The sequence below is a fragment of the Streptomyces sp. NPDC001056 genome, from assembly GCF_053598955.1.
Map to the genome: position 1 here is coordinate 1 of NZ_JBSFLI010000048.1, position 23,208 is coordinate 23,208.

Here is a 23,208-nt window from a genome sequence, read left to right on the forward strand (position 1 = left end):
GAGCAGCTCGCCGGACTGCCGCCGGCGCTGGTCGTCACCGGCGAGGCGGACGTGCTGCGCGACGAGGGCGAGGCCTACGCGACCAAGCTGCGCGCCGCCGGGGTCCCCGTGACCGCCGTACGGTTCCAGGGCATCATCCACGACTTCGTCATGCTCGACGCCCTGCGTAACACCCACGCGGCGCGGACGGCCGTCGAGCTGGCCTCCCGCACCCTGCACAAGGCGCTGCACCCGAACTGAGGCCGCCACCGCCGCGGTTGACCGGCGCACGCCGGCGGGATTTGATGAGGCCCATGTCCGGCAACTCGTCCCACACGACCGATCCGGTCCTCTCCTTCGCCACCCAGCGGGCGTGGGAGAAGTGGCTGGAGGAGAACCACGAGGACGCCACCGGGGTCTGGCTGAAGCTCGCCCGGAAGAACTCCGCGGCGCCCGCACCCGACGGCGTCGACTACCCGACCGCGCTCGAATCGGCGCTCTGCTTCGGCTGGATCGACGGCCAGAAGGGGAAACTGGACGAACGGCACTGGCTCCAGCGCTTCACCCCGCGACGGCCCACCAGCAGATGGTCCCAGGTCAACCGCCACAAGGCCACGCAGCTCATCGAGGAGGGCCGGATGCGGCCCGCCGGTCTGCGCGAGGTGGAGCGGGCCCGCGTGGACGGCCGCTGGGCGGCGGCCTACGCCGGCCAGCGCACCGCCACCGTCCCCGACGACCTCCGAGCGGCCCTGGAGGCCACCCCGGCGGCCGCCGCCTTCTTCACCACCCTGGACAGCCACAACCGCTACGCCGTCCTCCACCGCGTCGAGGCGGCGAAGAAGCCCGAGACCCGGGCGGCCCGCATCGCGCGGTTCGTCGCCATGCTCGCGGACCACAAGAAGCTCCACCCCTGAGGCGTGCCGTGGCTCTTGCCGAGTGACGGTGACACCGGTCCCCGTAGGGTGGGTGGCATGGCAGGGGCTGGTGAGGCGGAGCGCGCGGCGCTGCGCCGTGCGTTGGACGAGTTGGTCGCGCGGCTGGCCGCGGACGCCGATCGCGGGCCCGGCGCACGCCGTCGGTTCGAGCCGCTGGTGGAACGGCTGCGGACGCCGGCAGCGGCGTTCCTGCGAGCCGAGTTGGAGCAGCGACTCGCCCGTCACGTCGACGCGGACGACTCGTTCGCGCGGGACCACATGGCTCACGCGCTGGCGGGTGCCTGCGGCCGGGACGCCCTGCCGGCCCTGCTGCGCGCCATGGTGACCGACCGCAACGACGACGGTGACTCGTTGCAGCTCGACGTCCTCGAACTCTTCGAGGCGTGGCCCGAAACCTCGCTCGACCTGGCTCTGGACTTCTCCGTCTCCGACGATCCCGGGATGCGGAGAGTCGGTCTGTGGGGCCTGTGCGTCATCGATTCCGCGGGCACCAGGTATTTCGGGCGGGTCGCCGACGCGGCCCGGGACCCCGACCCGGGGGTGCGCGCCGACGTGACGAGCACGCTCGGCACCCTCTTCGGCACGGGTGATCCCGCACGCGCCCTGGCCGTCCTGACGACCGGCACGAAGGATGCCGCGCCCGGCGTCAGGCGAGCGGCCGTGGCGGCACTGGGGTCGTCCCGCGAGGACACGGTCACCGACGTCGTGGTGGCCTGCACCGGCGACGCCGATCGCCGGGTACGGTACTGGGCCGCGTGGTCGCCGGCGCGAAGGCCGGCCCCCGAGGCCCGAGCCGCGCTCGAACGGCTGACGACGGACCAGGACGCGGACGTGCGCGAAGCCGCGCGCAGGGCCCTGGCACCGCCGGTCACCTGGCCGTGAAGGGATCTTCGGCGGACGGGGACCCGCGTCAGGGGGTCGCCTCGGGGAGAAACGCGCACCACTGCGTCGTGTCCGCGCAATCCCCCGCTCCAGCGCTTACGATGCGGAAGCGAAGCCTCATCCCTCCGCCGACCCTCCCGACTGGAGCAGCCATGACCGGTGGTCCCGAGCCGATCAGTGCCGAGGCGCGACGTGCGTTGGAGCAGGAGCTGGCGGATCTGCTGGAGGAGCGGCGGATGGTCGCCGGGACGCTGAAGGACACTCCCGACGTGGGTGACCAGGCGGATCAGGCTGACGAGTTGCAGCGGGTGGACCAGCTGGACCGGCTGGACGGCCGGATCACGGACATCACCGAGCGGCTTCGGGAGGCGGATCTCGCGGGGCCCGCGCGGACCGACGCGGTCGGGGTGGGCAGCACGGTCACCGTGCGGTTCGCGGACGGCTCGGTGGAGACGCTGCAGATCGGCGAGGGGGCCGAGGCGCTGGACCAGAACCTGGTCACCGCGGACAGCCCGCTCGGCCGGGCCCTGCTCGGGTGCCGGGCGGGGGACAGCGTGCGGTACGACACGCCGGACGGGCCCGCGAGCGCGGTGGTGGAGTCGATCGGCGGAGCGCCCTCGTGAGCCTCAGGCGTTCTTGTTGACCGAGCAGTGCAGGGAGTCGCTGACCACGTCGGCGACGATCGTGTCCCCGGGCTCCGCCTCGCCGCTGAGCAGCAGCGTGGCGATGCGGTTGTCGAGCTCCGTCTGGATGGTGCGGCGCAGCGGGCGGGCGCCGAACTCCGGCTGATGGCCGTGGGCGATGAGCAGCTTCTTCGCGGCCTCCGTGACCTCCAGCGTCATGCCCTGGGCGTGCACCCGGTGCTTGCTCCGGTCCAGCAGATGGTCCACGATCTGCGACAGATTGTCCTCCGTGAGCCCGTGGAAGATGATGATGTCGTCGATGCGGTTGAGGAACTCGGGCAGGAAGCGGCCCCGCAGGTCCTCCATCAACTCGTCCTTCAGCTCAACCACATCGCCCTTGTGGCCGAGGATGCGGCGCGCGCCGATGTTGGACGTCATGATGACGACGCAGTGCCGGAAGTCGACGGTCCGGCCCTGGGAGTCGGTGAGACGGCCGTCGTCCAGGATCTGGAGAAGGGTGTTGAAGACGTCCGGGTGCGCCTTCTCCACCTCGTCGAACAGCACGACGCTGTACGGCTGCCTGCGCACCTTCTCGGTGAGCTGGCCGGCCTCCTCGTAGCCGACGTATCCGGGCGGCGCGCCGACGAGGCGGGCGACGGTGTGCTTCTCCTGGAACTCGCTCATGTCGAAGCGGACCATGCGGTCCTCCTCGCCGAACAGCAAGGCGGCGAGGGTCTTGGCGAGTTCCGTCTTGCCGACACCGGTCGGACCGAGGAAGAGGAACGAACCGACCGGGCGGTCGGGGTCGCCCATGCCCGCGCGGTTGCGGCGTACGGCCTGGGAGACCGCGGTGACCGCCTCGTCCTGGCCGACGATCCGCGCGTGCATCTCCTCCTCCAGCTTGAGGAGCTTCTCCTTCTCGCTGGCGGTGAGCTGGGAGACGGGGATACCGGTGCGCCGGGAGACGATGTCCGCGATGTCGGAGGCGGTGACGGAGACGACGCCCTCCCGGCGCTCCTCGATGCCGGCGAGTTCGGCCTCCACCTCGGCGACCTGCCGCTTCAGCTCCGAGGCCCGTTCGAAGTCCTCGGCGGAGACAGCCTGTTCCAGCTCGCGGCGCAGCTTGGCGATCCGGTCCTCGCGGCTGACCACCTCGGTGGAGCGGCCCGCGCTGCGCAGTCGTACCCGGGCGCCCGCCTGGTCCATGACGTCGATGGCCTTGTCGGGCAGGAAGCGGTCGGTGATGTAGCGGTCGGACATCTCGGCCGCGGCCGCCAACGCGCCGTCGCCGAAACGGACTTGGTGGTGCGCCTCGTAGGCGTCCCGCAGCCCTTCGAGGATCTGCACGGTCTCCTCGACGGTCGGCTCGGGAACCATCACCGGCTGGAAACGGCGCTCCAGGGCGGCGTCCTTCTCGACGTACTTGCGGTACTCGTCGATGGTGGTGGCGCCGACGACGTGCAACTCGCCGCGTGCCAGGGCGGGTTTGAGCATGTTGCCCGCGTCCATGGAACCCTCCCCCGTCGCGCCCGCGCCGACGACCGTGTGCAGTTCGTCGATGAAGAGGATGATGCTGCCGCTCGCCGCCTGGACGTCCTCGATGACCTTCTTCAGCCGCTCCTCGAACTGGCCCCGGTACTGGGCGCCCGCCACCATGCCCGACAGGTCCAGCGCGACGACCCGCTTGTCCTTGAGGGTGTCGGGGACCTCCCCGGCCACGATGCGCTGCGCGAGGCCCTCCACGATGGCGGTCTTGCCGACACCGGGCTCGCCGATCAGCACGGGGTTGTTCTTGGAGCGCCGGGACAGGATCTCGACGGTCTGCTCGATCTCCTCGGCGCGCCCCACCACCGGGTCGAGCTTGCCGGCCTTGGCCTCGTCGGTCAGGTCGCGGCCGAACTCGTCCAGGGTGGTGGCCGGCTGCCTGCGTTCGGGGGACGTGTTCTCGGGGCGGGCTGCCTGTTCGGCGAGGCCCGCCAGCTTCTGGCTGCCCATGCCCTCGGACCGCAGCAGCCGGGCGGCACCGCTGTCGCTGTCAGCGAGCAGCGCGGCGAGGATGTGCTCGGGGCCGATGTACGACACCCCGGCCGCCTGGGACCGGGCGTAGGCGGCGCCCAGGGTGCGCTTGGCCGCCGGGGTGAGCCCGGGCTGCGCGGAGGGCTGGCCTGACTCGCGGGGCAGTACCTTGGCGATCTCGTTGGCGAGGGTGTCGGGGTCCACGTCCACCTGGAGCAGCAGCCTGCGCGAGGGCTCGACCTTCGTGGCCGCCCACAGCAGGTGTTCGGTGTCGAGGTCGGCGGTGCCGTCCTCGGCGGCCCGCTGCGCGGCCAGGTTGAGGAGTTCCTGCGACGACTCCGTCAGCAACCGTCCGATCGGCACCCGCTGCACCGCGGGGGGCGAGGACGCCGGCGACATCCCGAAGAAGCGGTTCAGCAGTTCACTGAAGGGGTCCTGGGAACCGAAGGGGGCGCCGAACGGCATCGACATGAGAACTCCTGGAGCGCAAGGGGTCAGTACTCACTGAACCCCGGCGCCGTGTGGCCCGCAAGCGGAGGCCGGGCAGGGAGGTCGTCGAGGAAGTCGATGGTCGGCACGTGGAAGAGGCAGCCCGTGACCGGCACCGAGAAGTCCAGGATCCGGTCGTGCGCCGCGGGCCCCCGGCCGAGGAACATGTTGCGCAGCATGGACTCGGTGACCTCGGGTGTGCGGGCGTACCCGATGAAGTAGGTGCCGAACTCGCCCTGCGCGATGCTCCCGAAGGGCATGTTCTCGCGCACGATCCTGCGTTCGTTCCCGTGCTCGTCGGTGACGGTGTTGAGGGCCACGTGGGAGTCGGCGGGTTTCAGGTCGTCGGGGAGTTCGATGTTGGCGAGTCGGGTGCGCCCGATGGCCTTCTCCTGGTCCTCGACCGACAGGGCGTTCCACGCCTTCATGTTGTGCAGGTACTTCTGCACGATCACATAGCTGCCGCCGCGGAACTCCGCGTCCTCGTCGCCGACGAACACGGCGTCGTCCGCGACCTCGCCCTCGGGGTTCTCGCTGCCGTCCACGAAGCCGAGCAGATCGCGTTCGTCGAAGAACTTGAAGCCGTGCGCCTCGTCCACCACGGTGGCCGCGCCGTCGAGCCGCTCGGCGAACAGGCGGGCCAGCTCGAAGCAGAGGTCCATGCGGCGGCAGCGGACGTGGAAGAGGAGGTCGCCGGGGGTGCCCGGGGCCCGGTGACGGGGACCCGCCAGTTCCCTGAAGGGGTGCAGATCGCGGGGTCGCGGCCCGTCGAACAGGCGGCTCCAGACGGCCGACCCGATGCCGACGACGCAGCTCAGCTCCTCCGGCGGGGCGCGGAAGGCGACCGAGCGTCGCAGGGCGGACACGTCCTGCAACAGGTCCCGGACGGTGTCCTCGCCGCCCTGGTCGACGGTGACCACGAGGAACACGGCGGCCCGGGCGGGCGGGACGACGACGGGCTGCGACTCGGGCACGGGGACTGCCTCCTCGCACGGGGCGGAGCCGGACCGTTCCAGCATCACGCGGACCCGTCGGCTCGGCACGCCCGGCGCGGGCTCACACGGGGGTGTGCCCCTCAAGGTAGTCGCGCACGGCCGGGGGGAGCCCGGCGGTCGCGGTCTCCTCGATCGGCGTCCAGCGGATGTGCTCGGACGCGAGCCGGGCGCCGTCCGAGGGGTCCTCGCTGAGGAGTTGGCACACCACGGCCGAGGTGCCGTCCAGGGGTGTGGAGCCGTCGGCGAGGTAGCCGGTGAGCTCGTAGACGACGCGGGCGGCGGTGGCCTCCGCCGTCTCGGCCGGCTGACCGGCGCCCGACGGCAACTGCCAGCCGCCCGCCTCCCGCACCAGCAGCAGCCGTCCGTCGTACACGACGACGGCCCGCACGACGTTCTCCATGCGCTTCCTCCCCCTCGTCCGCCACTCCCCCGGTCGCTGCTCGACTACCCCGGCGGACGGGGCGGCACACCGGGTCAGGCCCGATCCAGCGGCCGGTACAGCACGGGCAGGTCCCCGGGCCGTACCCGGACGGTCACCGGCAAGGTGGCCTCCACCTCGCCGTCGGCACCGTAGGGAACGGGACGGGTCGCCTCGATGCGCAGTTCCCTCGCGTGCAGGACGCGTACTTCGGGGCGGTGTATGTGGGTGCCGGTCTTCAGCTCGTTCATCAGGGTGAAGAACAGCCGGCGGGGCGCCTCCCGGATCATCACGACGTGCAGCAGGCCGTCGTCGACCCGGGCGCCGGGGGCGATCCGGCGGCCGGAGCCGTAGTAGGGGGAGTTGGCGGCGACGACCGTGTAGCCGCGGTGGGTGTGCTCCTCGCCGTCGACGGTCACGCGGTAGTCGGCCGGCCGCCAGCTGGTCACCGCGCGCAGGCCGCCCGCGTAGTACGAGGCGGAGCCGCGCAGCAGCCGGGCGTGGTTGGCGTGCCGGTTGGCCAGCGCGTCGACCCCGGCGTAGACGCTGCCGAGGACCACCGTGCGCTGGTGGACGGCGGACTCCACCTCGATGGTGTCCACGGGCCGTGGCTCGGCGTGCAGCAGGATGTCGGCGAGTGCGGCGGGGTCGGCCGGCAGGTCGAGGGCGCGGGCGAAGTCGTTGCCGCGCCCGGCCGGCACGAGGCCGAAGACGGTTCCGGTGCCGCTCAGCGCGCCGCCGATGCCGCCGGTGATGCCGTCGCCGCCGACGGCGAGCACGATCCGGCCGTGCTCGCCGGCCCGGCGGGCGATGTCCTGGGCGTGTGCCAGGCTGCTGCTGTACTCGGTCTGGAGACCGGCCCCGGCCTCCCTCAGCAGGCGGGCCACCTGGAGCAGCGTGGCCGCCGCGGTGGAGCCGCCCGCGGTCGGGTTGACGACGGCGGTGAACTGGCGCATCGGGGGTGCCTCCGGGGCAGGCGGTCGGGTGGGGTCAGTCGGTCGGCAGCAGGACACCGGGGTTGAGCAGGCCGTCGGGGTCGAGGCGGCGCTTGACGGCGCGCAGTGCCTCGACGGCCAGCTCTCCGGCCTCCCTGACATACCAGTCCCGGTGGTCGGTGCCCACCCCGTGGTGGTGGGAGATGGTGCCGCCGGCGGCGAGCACGGCCTCGTTGGCCGCGTGCTTGGCGGGCGTCCAGTGGGCCACCGGGTCCTCGCCCTGGGCGCTGACGACGGTGAAGTACAGCGAGGCGCCGTTCTCGTACACATGGGAGATGTGGCACATCACCAGGGGCGGGGTGCCGGCTTCGGTGAGGGTGTCGGTGAGCGCCGTGCGCACGGCCGCGTACAGCTCGGGGACGCGGGACCAGAAGGCGGCGGTCTCCAGGGTCTCGGCGAACGCGCCGACGTCGAGGAGGGCGTCGCGCAGGTACGGCGCGGAGAAACGGCCGTGGGCCCAGCGCTCGCCGGGTTCCGTGCCGAGCGGGGTGCCGCCGCAGGCGGTGAGGACGGCGGCGGCCTGCTCACGCCGGTACACGGTCTCCTCCGGCGTGCCCTCGTAACCGGCGATGGCGAGGCAGCCGGCGTCGCTCTGCCCGAGGCCGGTACCGATCTTGTCGGGCGAGGCGAGGCCGATGAGGGTCTCGGTCTCGTCGGACAGGCGCAGCACGGTCGGCCGCGGTCCGTCCTGGGCGAGCCTGCGCAGCGCGGCGGCGCCCTCCTCGAAGGAGGCGAACCGCCAGCCCTCGTAGATCCTGGTCTCGGGCCGGGGGCGCACGCGCACGGTCACGGAGGTGATCACGCCGAAGGCGCCCTCGGAGCCGAGGATCAGCTGGCGCAGGTCCGGGCCCGCGGCGGAGCGGGGGGCGCGGCCGGTGTCGACGGTGCCCGCGGGGGTGGCGAGGGTGAGGCCGAGGACCATCTCGTCGAAGCGGCCGTAGCCGGCGGAGGCCTGGCCACTGGAGCGGGCCGCGGCGAAGCCGCCGATGCTGGCCCACTCGAAGGACTGCGGGAAGTGGCCGAGGGTGTAGCCCTGTTCGGCGAGCAGGGCCTCGGCCTCGGGGGCGCGCAGGCCGGGCTGGAGGACGGCGGTGCGCGAGACGGGGTCCAGGTCGAGCAGCCGGTTCATGCGGCGCAGGTCGAGGGCGACGAACGCGCCGCGCTCGGGGGCGAGTCCGCCGACGACGGAGGTACCGCCGCCGAACGGGACGGCGGCCAGGCCGTGGTCCGCGCAGGCGCGCAGCACGGCGAGGACCTCGTCGTGGGTGGCGGGCAGCACCACGGCCTGCGGGACGTCCGAGGTGTCGCCGGCGCGGATGCGCAGCAGGTCGGGGGTGGACTTGCCGCGGGTGTGCCGGATGCGGTTCTCGGCGTCGGTGCGGACGTGTGCGGCGCCGCCGACGGCCTCGGCGAGTGCCGTCAGGGCGGCGGGGCCGGCCGTGGGGGCGGGCAGGTCGATGTCGTCCAGGGCGAGCGCGGGGGTGCTGCGCGGCTTGACGCCGAGCAGGTCGCGCAGCAGCCCGGTCACCGAGTCGGGCAGCGGGGCCGCCTTGGCCGGGTCGCCCCAGCCGTTCCACAGCATGTCCATTGAACGGTCGTCCTCACAAGGTCGGTGTGCTCGGTCCGGGTGGCGGCCGTCGGGTGGTGCGCCGGGCGGCGGTGGGCCTCCGCTGGTTCCGCCCGACCCCCGGGGCGTTACACTGTGACACATGACGCCTATTCGTCACAACGGCCCGGACGGTTCCGGAGGCCCGGACAGCGATCCGGTGCTCGACGCGGTGCGCGACTGCGTGCTGGCCGTCGGGGTCCGCCGCACCACGCTCGCCGACGTGGCCCGCCGCGCCGGTGTCTCCCGGATGACCCTGTACCGGCGCTGGCCCGATCTGCGGACGCTGGTGGGCGATCTGATGACCCGTGAGTGGATCGACGTGGCCACCCGCGCGATCCCCGCGCCCGCGCCCGGCCTCGACACGCGCGCCCGGATCGTGGAGGGGATGGTGGCGGGCGTCCAGGCGTTCCGGGCGCACCCCCTCTTCCACAAGATCATCGACGTCGATCCGGAGCTGCTGCTCCCCTATGTGCTCGACCGGCGCGGGGCGAGCCAGCTGGCGCTGCTCGCGCTCCTGTCCGAGGCCCTGCGCGAGGGCCACACGGACGGCTCCGTACGCCCCTGCCACACCGAACGCCAGGCCCGCACCCTGCTGTTGACCGTGCAGTCCTTCGCCCTGTCCCTGCGCACGATGACCGACGAGGACGATCCGGAGCTGGACTCCGCCGCCTTCCTCGGCGAGCTGCGCACCCTCCTGGAGAGGATCCTCACGCCATGAGCCACACCGAGGCGATGCCCGGCTCGTCCCTCAGCGCGGCCCGGCGTACCCGGGAACTGGCCGAGGCCGCGGACGGCCGGACGGCCGACGTCCTGGTCGTCGGGCTCGGCGCCACCGGGGCCGGTGTGGCCCTGGACGCGGCGGCCCGCGGTCTGGACGTCGTCGCGGTGGACGCGCACGACCTGGCCTTCGGCACCTCGCGCTGGAGTTCCAAGCTCATCCACGGCGGGCTGCGGTATCTGGCGTCCGCGCAGTTCGAGGTGGCGCACGAGAGCGCGGTGGAGCGGGGAGTGCTGATGACCCGTACCGCCCCGCACCTGGTGGCCGCGCAGCCGTTCGTCCTGCCGCTGACGCCGATGGTGTCGACGGCTCAGGCGTCCATCGCCTGGGCCGGACTGCGGGCCGGGGACATGCTGCGGCTGGCCGCGCGCACCCCGCGCCAGGTGCTGCCCGCGCCGCGCCGGCTGTCGGCCACGGAGGCGCGGCACCTGGCGCCCTCGGTGCGGGGGGCCGGGCTGCGCGGCGGGCTGCTGTCCTGGGACGGCCGGGTGACCGACGACGCCCGGCTGGTGACCGCGCTGGCCCGTACGGCGGCGGCGCACGGGGCGCGGGTGCTGACCCGGACCCGGGTGCTGGAGCTGACCGGCACGGGCGCCCGTGTCCGTGACGAACTGACCGGTGAGGAGGGCGAGATCAGGGCCCGCGCCGTGATCAACGCCGCCGGGGTGTGGGCGGGCGGCCTGGTCGAGGGCATCCGGATCCGGCCCTCGCGCGGCACCCATCTGGTCCTGCGCTCCGAACGGCTCGGGGACCTGCCCGCCGGACTGCACATCCCGATCCCCGGCGAGACCAACCGCTTCGTGCTGGTGCTCCCCCAGGGCGACGGCCGGGTGTACGTCGGCCTCACCGACGAGCCGGTCGAGGGCGGCATCCCCGAGGTACCGGAGGTGCCCGAGACGGACATCGGCTTCCTGCTGGACGTGCTCGGCTCGGCCCTGGACACGCCCGTCGGCCGGGACGAGGTCGTGGGCGCCTTCGCCGGGCTACGCCCGCTGCTCGACACCTCGGCCGGTGACGCGCCCGCCCGCACCTCCGACATCTCGCGCCGGCACGCGGTGCTGACCTCGCCGGACGGGGTGACCACGGTGGTCGGCGGCAAGCTCACCACGTACCGCCGGATGGCGCAGGACGCGGTGGACGCCGCGACCGAGGCCCGGGGACTCCCCGTACCTCCGTCTCCCACCGCCGGCCTCCCGCTGGTCGGCGCCGCCGCGCCCGAACGGCTGCGCGCCCTGCCGGTGCCGCGCCGACTGGTCCGGCGCTACGGCACGGAGGCCCTCGCCGTGCACGCCCTCTCCACCGAGGACCCCGCCCTCGCCGCGCCGGTCCTGCCCGGCCACCCGGTCACCCGCGCCGAACTCGAGTGGGCGGCCCGGCACGAGGGCGCCCTGGACGAGTCCGACCTGCTGGACCGGCGCACCCGCATCGGCCTGGTGCCCGAGGACCGGGAGGCGGCGCTGGGGGCGGCGCGGGACGTGCTGGCGGAAGGGGTCCTGGGCTGAGGCGGCGCGTCCGCGGGGGCGGCGTCCCCGGCATCCGGCCCGGGGCGTGACCCTCCCGCGAGGGCGGCGGCCCGCGGGGCTCCGGCGACCACCGCCGGCCTCGCGCCCCGGAGAACGGTCGCCCCGGACACCGTTTCCGGAGACGGCCTACGGCGGCACACCCCGACGACCGCCGTGCGCACCCTGCCCCGCGGACGGCGGCCGGCCGCACACCCGCCACGACGGCCGCCGACGAACCGGTTCCGGAACGAGCTTCCGGCGCCCCCGACCAGGCCCGCCCGAAAAGCCGCTCGGGAGACGACCACCGGCGACACCCCGACGACGGCCACGCGCGACCCGCCCCGCCGACGGCACCCGGAGCCTCCATCCGCCGGCGGCGGTCCGCGGCTCGCTCCGGTCCTGCCGTCGCGGCTCTCTTCCCGGCCCCTGCCGCGCATCCGCCTCACACCAGCCGCCGGATGTCCCCCCGCACCCGGTAGAAGCCGCCCGCCGCCGGATGCAGCGCGTCCACGACGTAGCGCGCGCCCGGCTCGCGTATGGCGCGCGGGAACTGGACGTTCCAGGAGGTGTCGTAGCCGTCGGACACCACATGGACGCGGACCCGGCCGGCCTCCCGGACGCACTCCACGACGACCGATCCGGTGGGGGCCTGGGCCACGGTGGCGACCGCGTGGACGGCGGTGGCGGGGGCGTACGTCGGCAGGGCGGCGGCGAGTTTGACGTCACGGACCACCGGCACCGAGCCCTGCTGGGCCGCGCCGATCGCGGCTTCGCTCGCGTCCACGCAGACCAGGGAGCCGTCCGTGGTCACCAGGTACAGCCGTTCGTCGCGGTACTGCATCGACAGCGCCGAGCCGCCGCCCGTGCCGAGCTTCCACAGCCGGGTCCCGTCGCGGTCGAAGCAGTAGACGGACGACGCCGCGTCCCCGGCGAAGACGAACCGGCCGCCCGGCGAGGTGGCGCAGGAGTACACCGCGCTGTCGCAGGAGTACGTCGCCTCGATCGCGCCGGTCGCCTTCGACAACCGCTGCACCACGCGGTGCCCGGTGCCCGCGTACACCGCGTCGTCCTCCTGCCAGCCGAACAGCACCCCGCCGCGGGTGCGCGTGTGCCACAACTCGCCGCCGCCGTCGGGGCGGTAGGCGGTGACACCCTGATGGTGGCCGTGGTAGACGGCGTGGTCGTCGGCGCGCACCATCCAGGCGTGCTCGCCCTGGCTGCGGCGGGCCCACTGGTGTTCGTCCTCGTGGTCGATGACGGTGAGCCGGCCGGCGCGGTCGGAGACGTTGAGTACGCCCTCGTGAATGTCCAGCCAGAAGATGTCGACGTCGGCGGTGATGTCGTAGGCGGCGAAGGGCAGTTTGGAGGACAGGTCGTAGACCTTGCCGTCGTCACAGCCCGCGTAGATCCAGAAGTCGTCGGCGACCAGGCACTTCACGCCGTCCGGCAGTCCGAAGCGGGCCAGCACGGCGCCCTCGTGGTCCAGGGTGTAGACGTCGCCCGCCTGGTTGCCCACCCAGCAGTGCTCGTCGTCCACATGGATGCCGAACGCCGCCGAGCCGGTCCGGAACCGCCACAGCACCGGCGCCACGGCGCGGGCGGTGGAGGGGGCGGAACCGACCTGGCGCCGGGTCACCGGTCGCGGGGACCGGCCGCCCGGCACCGCCGGGGCGTACCCCTTGCGGACCTTCTCCCCCACCTTCTTCGCCGCGACGGCCCGCGCCTTCTCCATGGTCGGGAACGTGCTGGTCTGCGTCTGGCCGCCGGCACCGATCCGGCCGTACCGCACCGTCACCACCAGGCCGTCGACGCTGACCTCGTAGAACTTGTGCGCGCCCCCGCCCTCCTGGGACAGCTCCAGATACGTCGTCTCCGCCGTGCTCGCCACGGACATGGCACACCCCTCCCCACAGCGGACCCGACGGCCGTCCCCGCGGGTCCTCACTGGTCACACCGTAGGCGGGGGCACTGACAGTCGACCGGACGGCGAGAGCACCCCGCGGTCAGCCGCCCAGCAGTTCCGTGAACCGGCGCGTGTCGATGTTGCCGCCCGAGGCGATGATGCCGACGCGGGGCGGGAGGTCGTCGACGCGACCGGCGAGGAGGGCGGCCAGACCGGTGGCTCCGCTGGGCTCGAACACGGTCTTCAGGCGGTCGAAGGCGAAGCGCATGGCGTCGACGACCTCGGCGTCGCTGACCAGGGCGACGGAGTCGACCAGGTGCCGGTTGACGGCGAAGGTCAGCTCGCCGGGGACGGAGACGGCCTGGCCGTCGGCGACGGTGTGGGGCACGGGGACGGTCACGCGGGTGCCGCTCTCCAGCGAGCGCTTGGTGTCGTCGCTGCCCTCCGGCTCCACCCCGATGACCTTGATGTCCCGGTGCAGCCCCTTGGCCGCCACGGCGCTGCCCGCGATCAGGCCGCCGCCTCCGACGGGCACCAGCAGGGCGTCCAACGGGCCAATCTCCTCAAGGAGTTCGAGGGCGGCGGTACCCTGGCCCGCGATGACGTCCGGGTGGTCGTAGGGCGGGATCAGCGTGAGGCCCCGCTCCTTGGCGAGCGCCGTGCCGAGCGCGACGCGGTCCTCGGTGTAGCGGTCGTAGGTGACGATCTCGGCGCCGTACCCGGCGGTGGCCGCCATCTTGGAGCGCGGTGCGTCCTCGGGCATCAGGATGACGGCACTGGTGCCCAGTTCGCGGGCGGCGAGGGCGGTGGCCTGGGCGTGGTTGCCGGAGGAGAACGCGGCGACGCCCTTGGCCAGTTCCCCGGGTGCGAGCCGGGCGATGGCGTTGTAGGCGCCGCGGATCTTGAAGGCGCCCATGCGCTGGAGGTTCTCGCACTTGATGAACACCTTTGCGCCCACACGGGCGTCGAGGGTGCGCGAGGTGAGGACCGGGGTGCGGTGGGCGAAGCCCTCGATGCGCGCGGCGGCCGCGCGGATGTCGTCGAGGGTCACGGGCAGGTCGGCGCCGGACATGGCGAAGTCCTCTTTCTGTACCGGTGTTCGTCGGATGCTGCTGCTTCGGCCGCGTGCGCGACGCCGTCTCCGGGCCCTCGGCTCATTCCGGGTTCGACGGTGGTTTCGCGTAGTTGTAGACGGTCGCCCGCGACACGCCGAGGAGGTCGGCGATGGTCCGCGCGGCGTCGCGGCACTCGAAGTAGCCGTCGTGGTTGAGCTGTTGGACGAGCGCCTTCTTGTCCGTCCGGCTCAGCGACCGGGGCGGGGCGCCGCGCTCGGCGGAGAACTCCTCCACTGTCCGACGCAGTTCCTGGGCGCGGCGGTCGCGCAGCGTCTCCAGGGGCGTGTCGCCGTGTCCGCCGTCGGTGGCCACGAGATTCGCCAGGGCGAGGGTCACGGGCGACAGGACGGAGACGTCGAGGTTGAGACAGAGCGCCGCGATGTACCGGCCCTCGGCGTTCTTGACGCCGATGGAGGTGCTCTTGGCCGGGCGGCCGTCGGGGAACCGGTTGGGGTAGTTCTGCACGACGTCGGGGAAGGCGGGGTCTGCGATGCGGCTGAGTCCCAACTCGGTTGCGGGATCGCCGACCTGACGGCCTGACAGATTGTTCTCGATGGCCCGGACCGCGTGGTCGGGGTCCCGCAGGTCGTGCAGGACCACCTCGCACAGGCCCGGGAACATCCGGCCCAGGGCGACGGCGATCTTCTCGGCCTCCTGGACGAGATGCTCGTCCGCCGCCCCGCTGTCCATCCGTCGCCCCTCGCCAGGCTGTTTGGCCTTAAAATCTATTTCTGGACAATGAGGCTAAGCGATCGGTCGTCCGCTGTCCAGGGAATCCCGGCCGCGCGCCCGCCCTCCGCGTCAGCGGTCCTCGGCCAGGGCGACGAGTTCGGCGAACAGTCCGCCACCGTGCACGAGTTCGTCGTAGTGGCCCTGTCCACGATGCGGCCGTGCCGCATCACGATGATCCGGTCGGCGAGCCGGGTGTTCTCCAGCTGATGGGTGACCACGATGGTCATGCGCCGGGCGGCGATGCGCTTGATCTCCAGGAAGACGCGGTGCTCGCCGCGCGGGTCCGTCTGCGAGGTGGGTGCGCGGCTGCCCGAGGGTGATGTTCTCCCGGGTGCGCAGCGGCCGGCAGGCGAAGTTCTGCGGCACGAGCGCGGTGTGGGACCAGAACCGGCCCTGTCCACCGCCCAGGCCATGCGCGCGGTGCGGCCGAGCACTGCGGGCAGCCGGCCGCACATCGTGCGGAAACCGGCCTCTTCCAGCGGGTTCTTTCCGTACTCCCCTCGTAGCCGATCGTGGCCGGCGGCGGGGGTGGCGTCGGCGAGCCTTCTGTCGCGGTGTCGGTCACGGTCGCCTGCGCGGGGTCGGCACCGCACCCGGATGGCCCGGCGGTGCCAGGCTCAACGAGGGGGCGGGCGATTCGAACGCACTCGATTCCGGACGAAGCGGCGGCCCGTGATCCGGGGGCGTCGGGCGCGGTGGCGTAGCGGCGCAAGGCCCCCTGCGGGGGCGAGGGTGGCCGAAACGCCGGTCCTGGAGACGGGTGGGACGGCGGTGACGGTCGGAGTTCGCCCCGGGCCCGGCAGGCGACGGCGCGCTCCCGGACCGGGCCGGGATCGGCAGACCATCGCTCGTGGGGGGTCGGACGGGGCGGGGAACTACCCGAGCGCATGGATTCACCGTTCCCCGCCCCGGGTCGACCCGCCGCCGATATGTCGCCGACACGTCGACGGAGCGGCAGGGGGCCGGTCTGGGGCGCCGCGGCACGCAGAGGCCGTACCGCGGGCGTGCCGAGGTGTGCCGCGACGCGCAGGGGCGGGCCGCGGCGGTCGAAGATCTCGTTCAGACCCTCCGTCGCCGCCCGCCCGGGGGCCATCGGAGGCGGACCGACCGGGTGACAGGCGTCCCCGGGGCTCGCGGTCCGTCGTCCCCGGCGGTCCCCCGCTCGGTCGTCGAACGGCGCGTGGCGGCCTTGGACCGGTCCGGCAGGACCTTGTTCGCGAGGCCCTGGGCCCTGGTCTCCAGCGAGCCGGTGACGGCCGGTCCGCGACGGTGTCCGTCGGTCCGGGCAGGAACGGCGACCAGGCCCGTGCCCCGGCGGCCCATGCCGCGCGGCGGCGGCTCGGCGAGCCGTACGGTCGAGGTCGCGTACAGCTCGGCCACCGAGAGGTCGTCGTCGAGGTCGGTGTCCGTGAAGGCCCCGCCCCGCCCGGACCCGGTTTCGAGCACGGCGACGTCCGTGTCCGGCCGGTCGTCGCGGCGACCGGCCGGTCGGCACCTTCCGCGGCCCGAGGCCGGCCGGCACGGAACGGACCTCGGCGCCGGTCTCCCGCAGCCGGCGCGCGCGTGCTCCAGGCGGCCGTCCTCGGCGTTGACCACCAGGTCGCGGCCGTGCTCGGCGAACTGCCCGGCCAGCGCGTGTCCGATCCCGCCGGACGCCCCGGTGACCAGGGCGAGCGGCCTGTCGCCGGCCACACGGTCCGGGGTGACCGGCGACGCGGGACTCGACCATGCGGGGCTTTCCCGGGAGGGCGCGCGGGCAACCGGCCCACCGGGGGCTCCGGTTGGCGCCCGAGCCCGCTGCCACCGGGTTCTCCCGCGACGGCCCGCCCGATCCCGGCGCCGTCCCGTCGGCCCCCACCCGCATGGTGGCTCCCCACCGATGGTGCGACATTGGGATGAGACTGTCCGACGAGGGGGAATCCTGGAGGGGCGATGGGGCGTGACGTCCCGGCGCTCGTGTTCACCCGCGAGGACCGCCGCCGGTACCGGGTCAAGATGCAGGACTGCCTGGACGCGCTGGCGAAGATGCTGCGGGAGGCACGGTTCGACGCCGAGCGGCCGCAGGTCGGGTTGGAGATCGAGCTGAACCTGGTGGACGACGAGGCCGAGCCCGCCATGCGCAACAGCGACGTGCTGGACGCGATCTCCGACCCGGCGTGGTCCACCGAGCTGGGCCGGTTCAACCTGGAGATCAACGTGCCGCCGAGGCAGCTGACGGCGGGCGGTCCGGACGCCTGGGAGTCGGAGATCCGGGCCGCGCTCGACCATGCCGACGAGCGGGCGCGCTCGGTCGGCGCCCGGCTGATCATGGTCGGGATCCTGCCCACGCTGCGCCAGGAGGACATCGGCGAGGACTCGCTGTCGGAGAACCCCCGCTACCGGATGCTCAACGACCAGGTCTTCGCGGCCCGGGGCGAGGACCTGCGCATCGAGGTGGACGGCGTCGACCGGCTGCGCACCTACGCGGACAGCATCACCCCGGAGGCGGCCTGCACCAGCACCCAGTTCCATCTCCAGGTCTCCCCCGAGGAGTTCGCCGACTACTGGAACGCGGCGCAGGCCATCGCCGGGGTCCAGGTGGCCCTCGCGGCGAACGCCCCCTTCCTGTTCGGCAAGGAGCTGTGGCACGAGACCCGTGTCCCGCTGTTCGAGCAGGCCACGGACACCCGCCCGCAGGAGATCAAGGTGCAGGGCGTACGGCCCCGGGTGTGGTTCGGGGAGCGGTGGATCAACAGCGTCTTCGACCTGTTCGAGGAGAACCTCCGCTACTTCCCCGCTCTGCTCCCCCTGTGCGACGAACAGGACCCGGCGGAGACCCTGGACCGCGGCGACGTGCCCGAACTCGGTGAACTCACCCTGCACAACGGCACGATCTACCGCTGGAACCGCCCCGTCTACGCCGTCTCCCGCGACCGGCCGCACATCCGCGTGGAGAACCGGGTGCTGCCCGCGGGGCCGACCGTCGCCGACACCCTCGCCAACGGCGCCTTCTACTACGGCCTGACCCGGGCGCTGGTCGAGGAGGACCGGCCGGTGTGGTCGCGGATGTCCTTCAAGGCCGCCGAGGAGAACCTGCACACGGCCGCCCGGCACGGCATGGAGGCGCTGTTGTACTGGCCAGGGGCCGGCGAGGTCACCGCGCCCGAACTGGTGCTGCGCAGGCTGCTGCCGCTCGCCCACCGGGGCCTTGAGCACTCCGGGATGGACGAGGCCTGGCGGGAGCCGCTGCTCGGCATCATCGAGCAGCGCTGTGTGGCGGGCCGCAACGGGGCGGTGTGGCAGAAGGAGATGTTCCACCACATCACCGACACCACGCACTGCTCCCGGCACGAGGCGCTGCGCCGCATGACACAGCTGTACATCGACTACATGCATCTCAACGCCCCGGTCCACACCTGGCCGGTCGACTGAGGCCCGCCGGCTCCCGTACCGGTCAGGCCAGTACGAGTACCAGTGGTATCCCCTGGCAGGGCACCAGCCGCATCCCCTCATGGGCGCCGATCCGGCCCTCCCCGAGCAGCAGCTCCCCGAAGTCCGGCCCCTTGGTGAGGGATCCGGCCAGGTGCGCGGGGTCGGCGGAGGCGGCGACGCGGCCGCGGGCGTTGACCAGGTGGGCGGGGCGCGCGAGGTGGCGCAGCAGCGGGAGGACGGCGGCCTCGAAGTGGCGCAGATACACATCGGCCGCGGCCACGCCGGCGAACGCGCCCTGGAGGTACACCGGTTCGGACAGCGTGAGGCTGTACTCGTCGGAGCAGAGGTAGTCGACGTACGGCCCGGCCACCGCCCGCCGTCCGGTGTCGCGGGGCAGCGCGAACCAGTCCCAGTGGGTGTAGTCGGAGTACGCCGACCGGCCGGGGTCGAGGTCGAGCAGCAGTGGGCGTACGTCGCCGTCGGCGCCGCACTGCCACCACTCCAGCCAGACGGGCACGTCGGCGAGCAGCCCCGGGACGGCGACGAAGCCGGCGCCGGAGACCAGCTCGTCGCGGATGAGGCGCTGATGGAGTCCCGGGCGCAGGGCGGCGAGGTCTGCGCTGACGGGCTGACGACCCTCGGTGGCCGCCCGGGTGAGCAGGGCGGCCGTGTCGGCGCGGGTGGCCGCGACCGCATCGAAGACGGCCTCCAGGGCGCCGCCGACCTGCGCGGCCACCCATGGCTCCGGCTCCGTGCCGAGAGCGGCGAGCCCGGGGCTGACGCCCATCGTGTCCTCCAGGGGACGGGAACCGGACGCGGGACGGTCAGAGGGCGAGGCGTACGGCGACGAGCCGCGCCGTCGACTCCCTGACGCACCGCTCGGCCAGCGTGCCGGCCGTTTCGTGGGCCCCATCCTGCACCGCGGAGATCACATTGCGCTGCCGGTCCGCGACTTCTTCACGATAGGGGTCGTCGGCGAGGACGAGGCAGAGCAGGGCGCCCATCTCACCCTGGAGCGCGACCTGTTCGCGGGTGAGCCGGGCGGACTGGGCGGCGGCCGCGAGTTCGACATGGAAGCGGCCGTACAGCCGGCTCCGGGCCGGCGCGTCCTCGGCCCGTGACAACTCCTCGGCGGTACGGCGCAGTTGGCGCAGATCCTCGGGCTCGGTGCGCTGGGCGGCGAGGCGGGCGGCGGCGCCGGACAGGGCGGCCCAGTGGTCGCCGAGGTCGCGCAGTTCCTCGGAGCTCCAGCCGCGCAGCCGGGCCTTGAGCCGGTCCTCGGCTGGGAGTTCGGGCAGCGAGACGAAGCTGCCGCCGCCCCGGCCCCGGCGGGTGATCAGCAGGCCCTGTTGCCGCAGAGCCATCAGGGCCTCCCGCAAGGTGACCGTGGAGACACCGAGTTGTCCCGCGAGGACGCTCTCGCCCGGCAGTTGCTCACCGTCGGCGAGGAGGCCCAGCTCTATGGCGTCGCCGAGGCGGCGGACGACCGTGTCCACCCGGGCCCGGCTGTCCACCGGACTGAAGACGGCCCTGCGGGCGCCGCTCTGGTCCTCTCCCACGGCCATCACCTCATGCGTTGACTCAAGCTTTACCCCAACGGGCTCTTGAGATGAGAACTATGACTTCATATCTTTGCCGCCAACGTACCGCGCGCCAGAAAGGTTCCCCCATGCAGGGAATTGCGATCCGGCTGCAGGACCTGCGCAAGTCATTCGGGCAGACGGCCGCCGTGGCGGGGGTCGACCTGGAGATCCGGGACGGCGAGTTCTTCTCGATGCTCGGCCCGTCCGGCTCCGGCAAGACCACGGTGCTGCGGCTCGTCGCCGGGTTCGAGTCGCCCGACCAGGGCCGGATCGAGCTGGCCGGGCAGGAGGTCACCGGGCTCGCCCCGTTCGAGCGGGATGTGCACACCGTCTTCCAGGACTACGCGCTCTTCCCGCACATGACGGTCGAACAGAACGTGGCCTACGCGCTGAAGATCCGCAAGGTGCCGAAGGCCGAGCGGCTCGCCCGCGCCCGCGAGGCACTCGCAGAGGTGCGCCTCGCGGGCTACGGCGACCGGCGGCCCGCCCAGTTGTCCGGCGGCCAGCGCCAGCGCGTCGCGCTCGCCCGCGCCCTCGTCGGCCGCCCCCGCGTGCTGCTCCTGGACGAACCGCTCGGCGCCCTCGACCTGAAGCTGCGCGAGCAGATGCAGAGCGAACTCAAGGCGATCCAGCGGGAGTTGGGGATCACCTTCGTGTTCGTCACCCACGATCAGGAGGAGGCCCTGACGATGAGCGACCGGATCGCCGTCTTCGACCGGGGCCGCATCGCCCAGGTCGGCACCCCCGCGGAGATCTACGAACGCCCGGCGACCCCCTTCGTCGCCTCCTTCGTCGGCACCTCCAACCTGCTCGACGGGGAGGTGGCCCAGCAGGTCGTAGGCGCCCCGGGCATATACAACATCCGGCCGGAGAAGATCCGCGTCCTGAAGGAGTCCGCGGAGGCGGACGAGCCGGAGCATGCCACCGCCACCGGCACGGTCGCCGACGTCGTCTACCTCGGCGACGCCACCCGCCTCCTCGTCGACCTCGACGGCGGGGGCCGGCTCACCGCGGTGCAGCAGAACCTGGAGACCTCCGCCGAGGATGTCGCCGCCTACCGCGGCACCCGGGTCCGTCTCCAGTGGCACCGCCGCCACGCCGTCCGCCTGCCCTCCTGACCGCCTCCCCCACCTGGAGAAACGACGTGCGTCTCACCCGAACCCTGCGCACCGCCGCCTGCGCCGGCGCCGTGCTCCTGCTCGCCGCCGCCTGCGACTCCTCCGGCTCCACCTCCGCCCACGGCCTCAACCCGCCCCGTCTGAAGGCCCCGACGAAACTCGGCAGGACCGAGGGGCAGGTCAATCTGATCGCCTGGGCCGGCTATGTCGAGGACGGCTCCGACGACCCCAAGGTCGACTGGGTCAGCGACTTCGAGAAGCAGACGGGCTGCCAGGTCCACTCCAAGGTCGCCGCCAGCTCGGACGAGATGGTCAAGCTGATGAAGACCGGCGAGTACGACGCCGTCTCCGCCTCCGGCGACGCCTCCCTGCGTCTGATCGCCTCCGGCGACGCGGCCCCCGTCAACACCGCCCTGGTACCCAACTACAAGGACGTCTTCAGCGGGCTGAAGAACGGCGCCTGGAACTCGGTGCACGGCACGATGTACGGCATCCCGCACGGCCGGGGCGCCAACCTGCTGATGTACAACACCCAGAAGGTGAAGCCCGCGCCCACCTCCTGGTCGGCGATCTTCGAGGGCGCCTCGAAGTACAAGGGGCACGTCACCGCGTACGACTCGCCGATCTACATCGCCGACGCGGCCCTGTATCTCAAGTCCACGAGGCCCGAGTTGAAGATCAAGGACCCGTACGCGCTGGACCAGACGCAGTTCGACGCGGCCGTGGCCCTGCTGAAGAAGCAGAACGCGGACGTCGGGGAGTACTGGGGCGATTACCTCAAGGAGGTCTCCGCCTTCAAGAGCGGCGACTCGGTCGTCGGCACCACCTGGCAGGTGATCGCCAACCTCGCGGCCGCCGAGGGCGCCAAGGTCAAGGCGCTGGTGCCGAAGGAGGGTTCGACCGGCTGGTCCGACACCTGGATGGTCTCCAGCAAGGCCGAACACCCCAACTGCGCCTACAAATGGCTGAACTGGATCGTCTCCCCGAAGGTCAACGCCGAGGTCGCCGAGTACTTCGGCGAGGCCCCGGCCAACTCCAAGGCCTGTGCCCGGACCGAGGACAAGAACTTCTGCGCGGTCTACCACGCGGCCGACGAGAACTACTGGAAGCGGATCGCCTTCTGGAACACGCCCATCGAGCAGTGCCTGGACGGCCGGACGGACGTCAGGTGCGTGCCCTATGCCAAGTGGGTGCAGGCGTGGACCGAGATCAAGGGCTGAGCCGTGGCGAGTGAAGCGCCGACCACGGCGCGGGCCTCGGGGGTGCGGCGGCTCGCCGGGGCCCTGCACCGCCGCCCCCGGCTGCGCCTGGCCCTGCTGCTCACCGGGCCGCTCCTGTGGCTGATCGTCCTCTATCTCGGCTCGCTGGCCGTGCTGTTCGCCTCCGCCTTCTGGACCACCGACTCCTTCACCTCCCAGGTGGTGAAGGTCTGGTCGACGGACAACTTCCACCAGCTGGTGACGACGCCGGTGTTCCGCGAGGTGATCGCGCGCAGCGTGGGCGTCGCGCTCGCGGTGACCGTGCTGTGCGCGCTGATCGCCTTCCCGGTCGCCGTCTACACCGCACGGGTGGCCCCGCCGCGCCGCCGCCCGCTGCTGGTGGTCGCCATCCTCACCCCGCTGTGGGCGAGTTACCTGGTCAAGGTGTACGCGTGGCGGCTCATCCTGTCCCAGGGCGGGCTCGCCGACTGGCTGCTCGGGCCGTTCGGACTCAGCGGCCCCGGGTTCGGCCTGCCGGCCACGGTGCTCACGCTGACGTACCTGTGGCTGCCGTACATGATCCTGCCGATCCACACCGCGCTCGAACAGCTCCCGGCGCAGCTGCTCGACGCGTCGGCGGACCTCGGGGCCCGCGCGGGGCGCACCTTCCGCTCGGTGGTGCTGCCGATGGTGCTGCCGTCGGTGGCGGCCGGCTCGGTGTTCACCTTCTCGCTGAGCCTCGGCGACTACATCACCGTGCAGATCGTCGGCGGCAAGACGCAGCTGATCGGCAATCTCGTGTACTCCAACATCGAGTTGAACCTGCCCATGGCCGCCGCGCTGGGCACCGTCCCGGTGGTCGTGATCGTCCTGTACCTGCTGGCGATCCGCCGGACCGGCGCCCTCGACAGTCTGTGACCCACCCC

The 23,208-nt window shown here is 72.8% G+C and carries 21 protein-coding genes and 1 pseudogene; 10 read left to right on the plus strand and 12 right to left on the minus strand.

The genetic code is table 11. The features are described from left to right. The 4 genes from ACWDD7_RS34370 to ACWDD7_RS34385 form a co-directional block, all read left to right on the plus strand. Positions 1-240, plus strand: a 240-nt coding sequence (locus ACWDD7_RS34370; RefSeq protein ID WP_450460284.1) for an alpha/beta hydrolase fold domain-containing protein, incomplete at its 5' end; no start/stop codon positions are given. Between the two features lie 53 nt (positions 241-293). Further along, entirely contained in the window at positions 294-893 is a 600-nt protein-coding gene (locus tag ACWDD7_RS34375) for a YdeI/OmpD-associated family protein (protein ID WP_450460286.1), read from the plus strand. A 57-nt stretch (positions 894-950) separates the two neighbouring features. Continuing rightward, positions 951-1,796, plus strand: a complete 846-nt coding sequence (locus tag ACWDD7_RS34380) for a HEAT repeat domain-containing protein (RefSeq protein WP_450460287.1) — start codon at positions 951-953, stop codon at positions 1,794-1,796. A gap of 152 nt (positions 1,797-1,948) precedes the next feature. After that, positions 1,949-2,419 (plus strand): GreA/GreB family elongation factor, encoded by a 471-nt coding sequence (locus tag ACWDD7_RS34385; protein WP_450460288.1) that lies wholly within the window; start codon positions 1,949-1,951, stop codon positions 2,417-2,419. Between the two features lie 3 nt (positions 2,420-2,422). Here the strand turns inward: ACWDD7_RS34385 and ACWDD7_RS34390 are convergent, their stop codons facing one another. From ACWDD7_RS34390 to ACWDD7_RS34410, 5 genes are all read right to left on the minus strand, one after another. Next, complete coding sequence (locus ACWDD7_RS34390; RefSeq protein WP_450460289.1) at positions 2,423-4,906, minus strand: ATP-dependent Clp protease ATP-binding subunit; 2,484 nt, start codon at positions 4,904-4,906, stop codon at positions 2,423-2,425. Between the two features lie 23 nt (positions 4,907-4,929). Next, complete coding sequence (locus ACWDD7_RS34395; protein WP_392217935.1) at positions 4,930-5,898, minus strand: Dyp-type peroxidase; 969 nt, start codon at positions 5,896-5,898, stop codon at positions 4,930-4,932. A gap of 82 nt (positions 5,899-5,980) precedes the next feature. After that, positions 5,981-6,319, minus strand: coding sequence for an NUDIX domain-containing protein (locus ACWDD7_RS34400; RefSeq protein WP_450460290.1), 339 nt, complete (start codon positions 6,317-6,319; stop codon positions 5,981-5,983). 74 nt (positions 6,320-6,393) lie between these two features. Continuing rightward, on the minus strand, positions 6,394-7,293 hold the full coding sequence (locus ACWDD7_RS34405; RefSeq protein WP_450460291.1) for a YegS/Rv2252/BmrU family lipid kinase: 900 nt from the start codon (positions 7,291-7,293) through the stop codon (positions 6,394-6,396). A gap of 34 nt (positions 7,294-7,327) precedes the next feature. Beyond that, the gene (locus ACWDD7_RS34410; protein ID WP_450460292.1) at positions 7,328-8,920 is read right to left on the minus strand and encodes an FAD-binding oxidoreductase; all 1,593 of its coding nucleotides are present in this window, start codon (positions 8,918-8,920) and stop codon (positions 7,328-7,330) included. A 121-nt stretch (positions 8,921-9,041) separates the two neighbouring features. On the opposite strand from ACWDD7_RS34410, the gene ACWDD7_RS34415 reads away from it, so the two are divergent. Beyond that, the gene (locus tag ACWDD7_RS34415) at positions 9,042-9,659 is read left to right on the plus strand and encodes a TetR/AcrR family transcriptional regulator (RefSeq protein WP_450460293.1); all 618 of its coding nucleotides are present in this window, start codon (positions 9,042-9,044) and stop codon (positions 9,657-9,659) included. After that, on the plus strand, positions 9,656-11,221 hold the full coding sequence (locus ACWDD7_RS34420; RefSeq protein ID WP_450460294.1) for a glycerol-3-phosphate dehydrogenase/oxidase: 1,566 nt from the start codon (positions 9,656-9,658) through the stop codon (positions 11,219-11,221). Before ACWDD7_RS34415 ends, ACWDD7_RS34420 begins: the two co-directional genes overlap by 4 nt. 442 nt (positions 11,222-11,663) lie before the next feature. Here ACWDD7_RS34420 and ACWDD7_RS34425 read toward each other — a convergent pair whose 3' ends face one another. The 5 genes and pseudogenes from ACWDD7_RS34425 to ACWDD7_RS34445 all read right to left on the minus strand — a co-directional run bounded on the left by ACWDD7_RS34425 (position 11,664) and on the right by ACWDD7_RS34445 (position 16,663). Continuing rightward, entirely contained in the window at positions 11,664-13,115 is a 1,452-nt protein-coding gene (locus tag ACWDD7_RS34425; RefSeq protein WP_450460295.1) for a WGR domain-containing protein, read from the minus strand. 109 nt (positions 13,116-13,224) lie between these two features. After that, complete coding sequence (locus ACWDD7_RS34430; protein WP_450460296.1) at positions 13,225-14,196, minus strand: threo-3-hydroxy-L-aspartate ammonia-lyase; 972 nt, start codon at positions 14,194-14,196, stop codon at positions 13,225-13,227. An 82-nt stretch (positions 14,197-14,278) separates the two neighbouring features. Then, positions 14,279-14,929 carry a helix-turn-helix transcriptional regulator gene (locus tag ACWDD7_RS34435; protein WP_450460297.1) on the minus strand — a complete coding sequence of 217 codons (651 nt, stop codon included), beginning with the start codon at positions 14,927-14,929 and terminating at the stop codon, positions 14,279-14,281. 111 nt (positions 14,930-15,040) lie between these two features. Next, positions 15,041-15,355: pseudogene (locus ACWDD7_RS34440) on the minus strand (ABC transporter ATP-binding protein); the annotation flags it as partial. Positions 15,356-16,030: 675 nt separating this feature from the next. After that, a complete protein-coding gene (locus ACWDD7_RS34445; protein ID WP_450460298.1) occupies positions 16,031-16,663 on the minus strand; it encodes a hypothetical protein in 633 nt (210 codons plus the stop codon). 240 nt (positions 16,664-16,903) lie between these two features. On the opposite strand from ACWDD7_RS34445, the gene ACWDD7_RS34450 reads away from it, so the two are divergent. After that, positions 16,904-18,382 carry a glutamate-cysteine ligase family protein gene (locus ACWDD7_RS34450; RefSeq protein ID WP_351868320.1) on the plus strand — a complete coding sequence of 493 codons (1,479 nt, stop codon included), beginning with the start codon at positions 16,904-16,906 and terminating at the stop codon, positions 18,380-18,382. Between the two features lie 22 nt (positions 18,383-18,404). On the opposite strand, the gene ACWDD7_RS34455 is transcribed toward ACWDD7_RS34450, so the two are convergent. Both ACWDD7_RS34455 and ACWDD7_RS34460 read right to left on the minus strand, forming a co-directional pair. After that, positions 18,405-19,169 carry a cache domain-containing protein gene (locus ACWDD7_RS34455; protein WP_450460299.1) on the minus strand — a complete coding sequence of 255 codons (765 nt, stop codon included), beginning with the start codon at positions 19,167-19,169 and terminating at the stop codon, positions 18,405-18,407. A gap of 37 nt (positions 19,170-19,206) precedes the next feature. Beyond that, complete coding sequence (locus tag ACWDD7_RS34460) at positions 19,207-19,947, minus strand: FadR/GntR family transcriptional regulator (protein ID WP_450460300.1); 741 nt, start codon at positions 19,945-19,947, stop codon at positions 19,207-19,209. A 104-nt stretch (positions 19,948-20,051) separates the two neighbouring features. On the opposite strand from ACWDD7_RS34460, the gene ACWDD7_RS34465 reads away from it, so the two are divergent. Genes ACWDD7_RS34465 through ACWDD7_RS34475 form a run of 3 tightly spaced genes read left to right on the plus strand, consistent with a single transcriptional unit; the run spans position 20,052 to position 23,200 of the window. Then, on the plus strand, positions 20,052-21,083 hold the full coding sequence (locus ACWDD7_RS34465) for an ABC transporter ATP-binding protein (protein WP_450460301.1): 1,032 nt from the start codon (positions 20,052-20,054) through the stop codon (positions 21,081-21,083). A 26-nt stretch (positions 21,084-21,109) separates the two neighbouring features. Continuing rightward, on the plus strand, positions 21,110-22,303 hold the full coding sequence (locus ACWDD7_RS34470) for an ABC transporter substrate-binding protein (protein ID WP_450460302.1): 1,194 nt from the start codon (positions 21,110-21,112) through the stop codon (positions 22,301-22,303). Positions 22,304-22,306: 3 nt separating this feature from the next. Next, positions 22,307-23,200, plus strand: a complete 894-nt coding sequence (locus ACWDD7_RS34475) for an ABC transporter permease (RefSeq protein ID WP_450460303.1) — start codon at positions 22,307-22,309, stop codon at positions 23,198-23,200. The last annotated feature ends 8 nt before the right edge of the window (positions 23,201-23,208 follow it).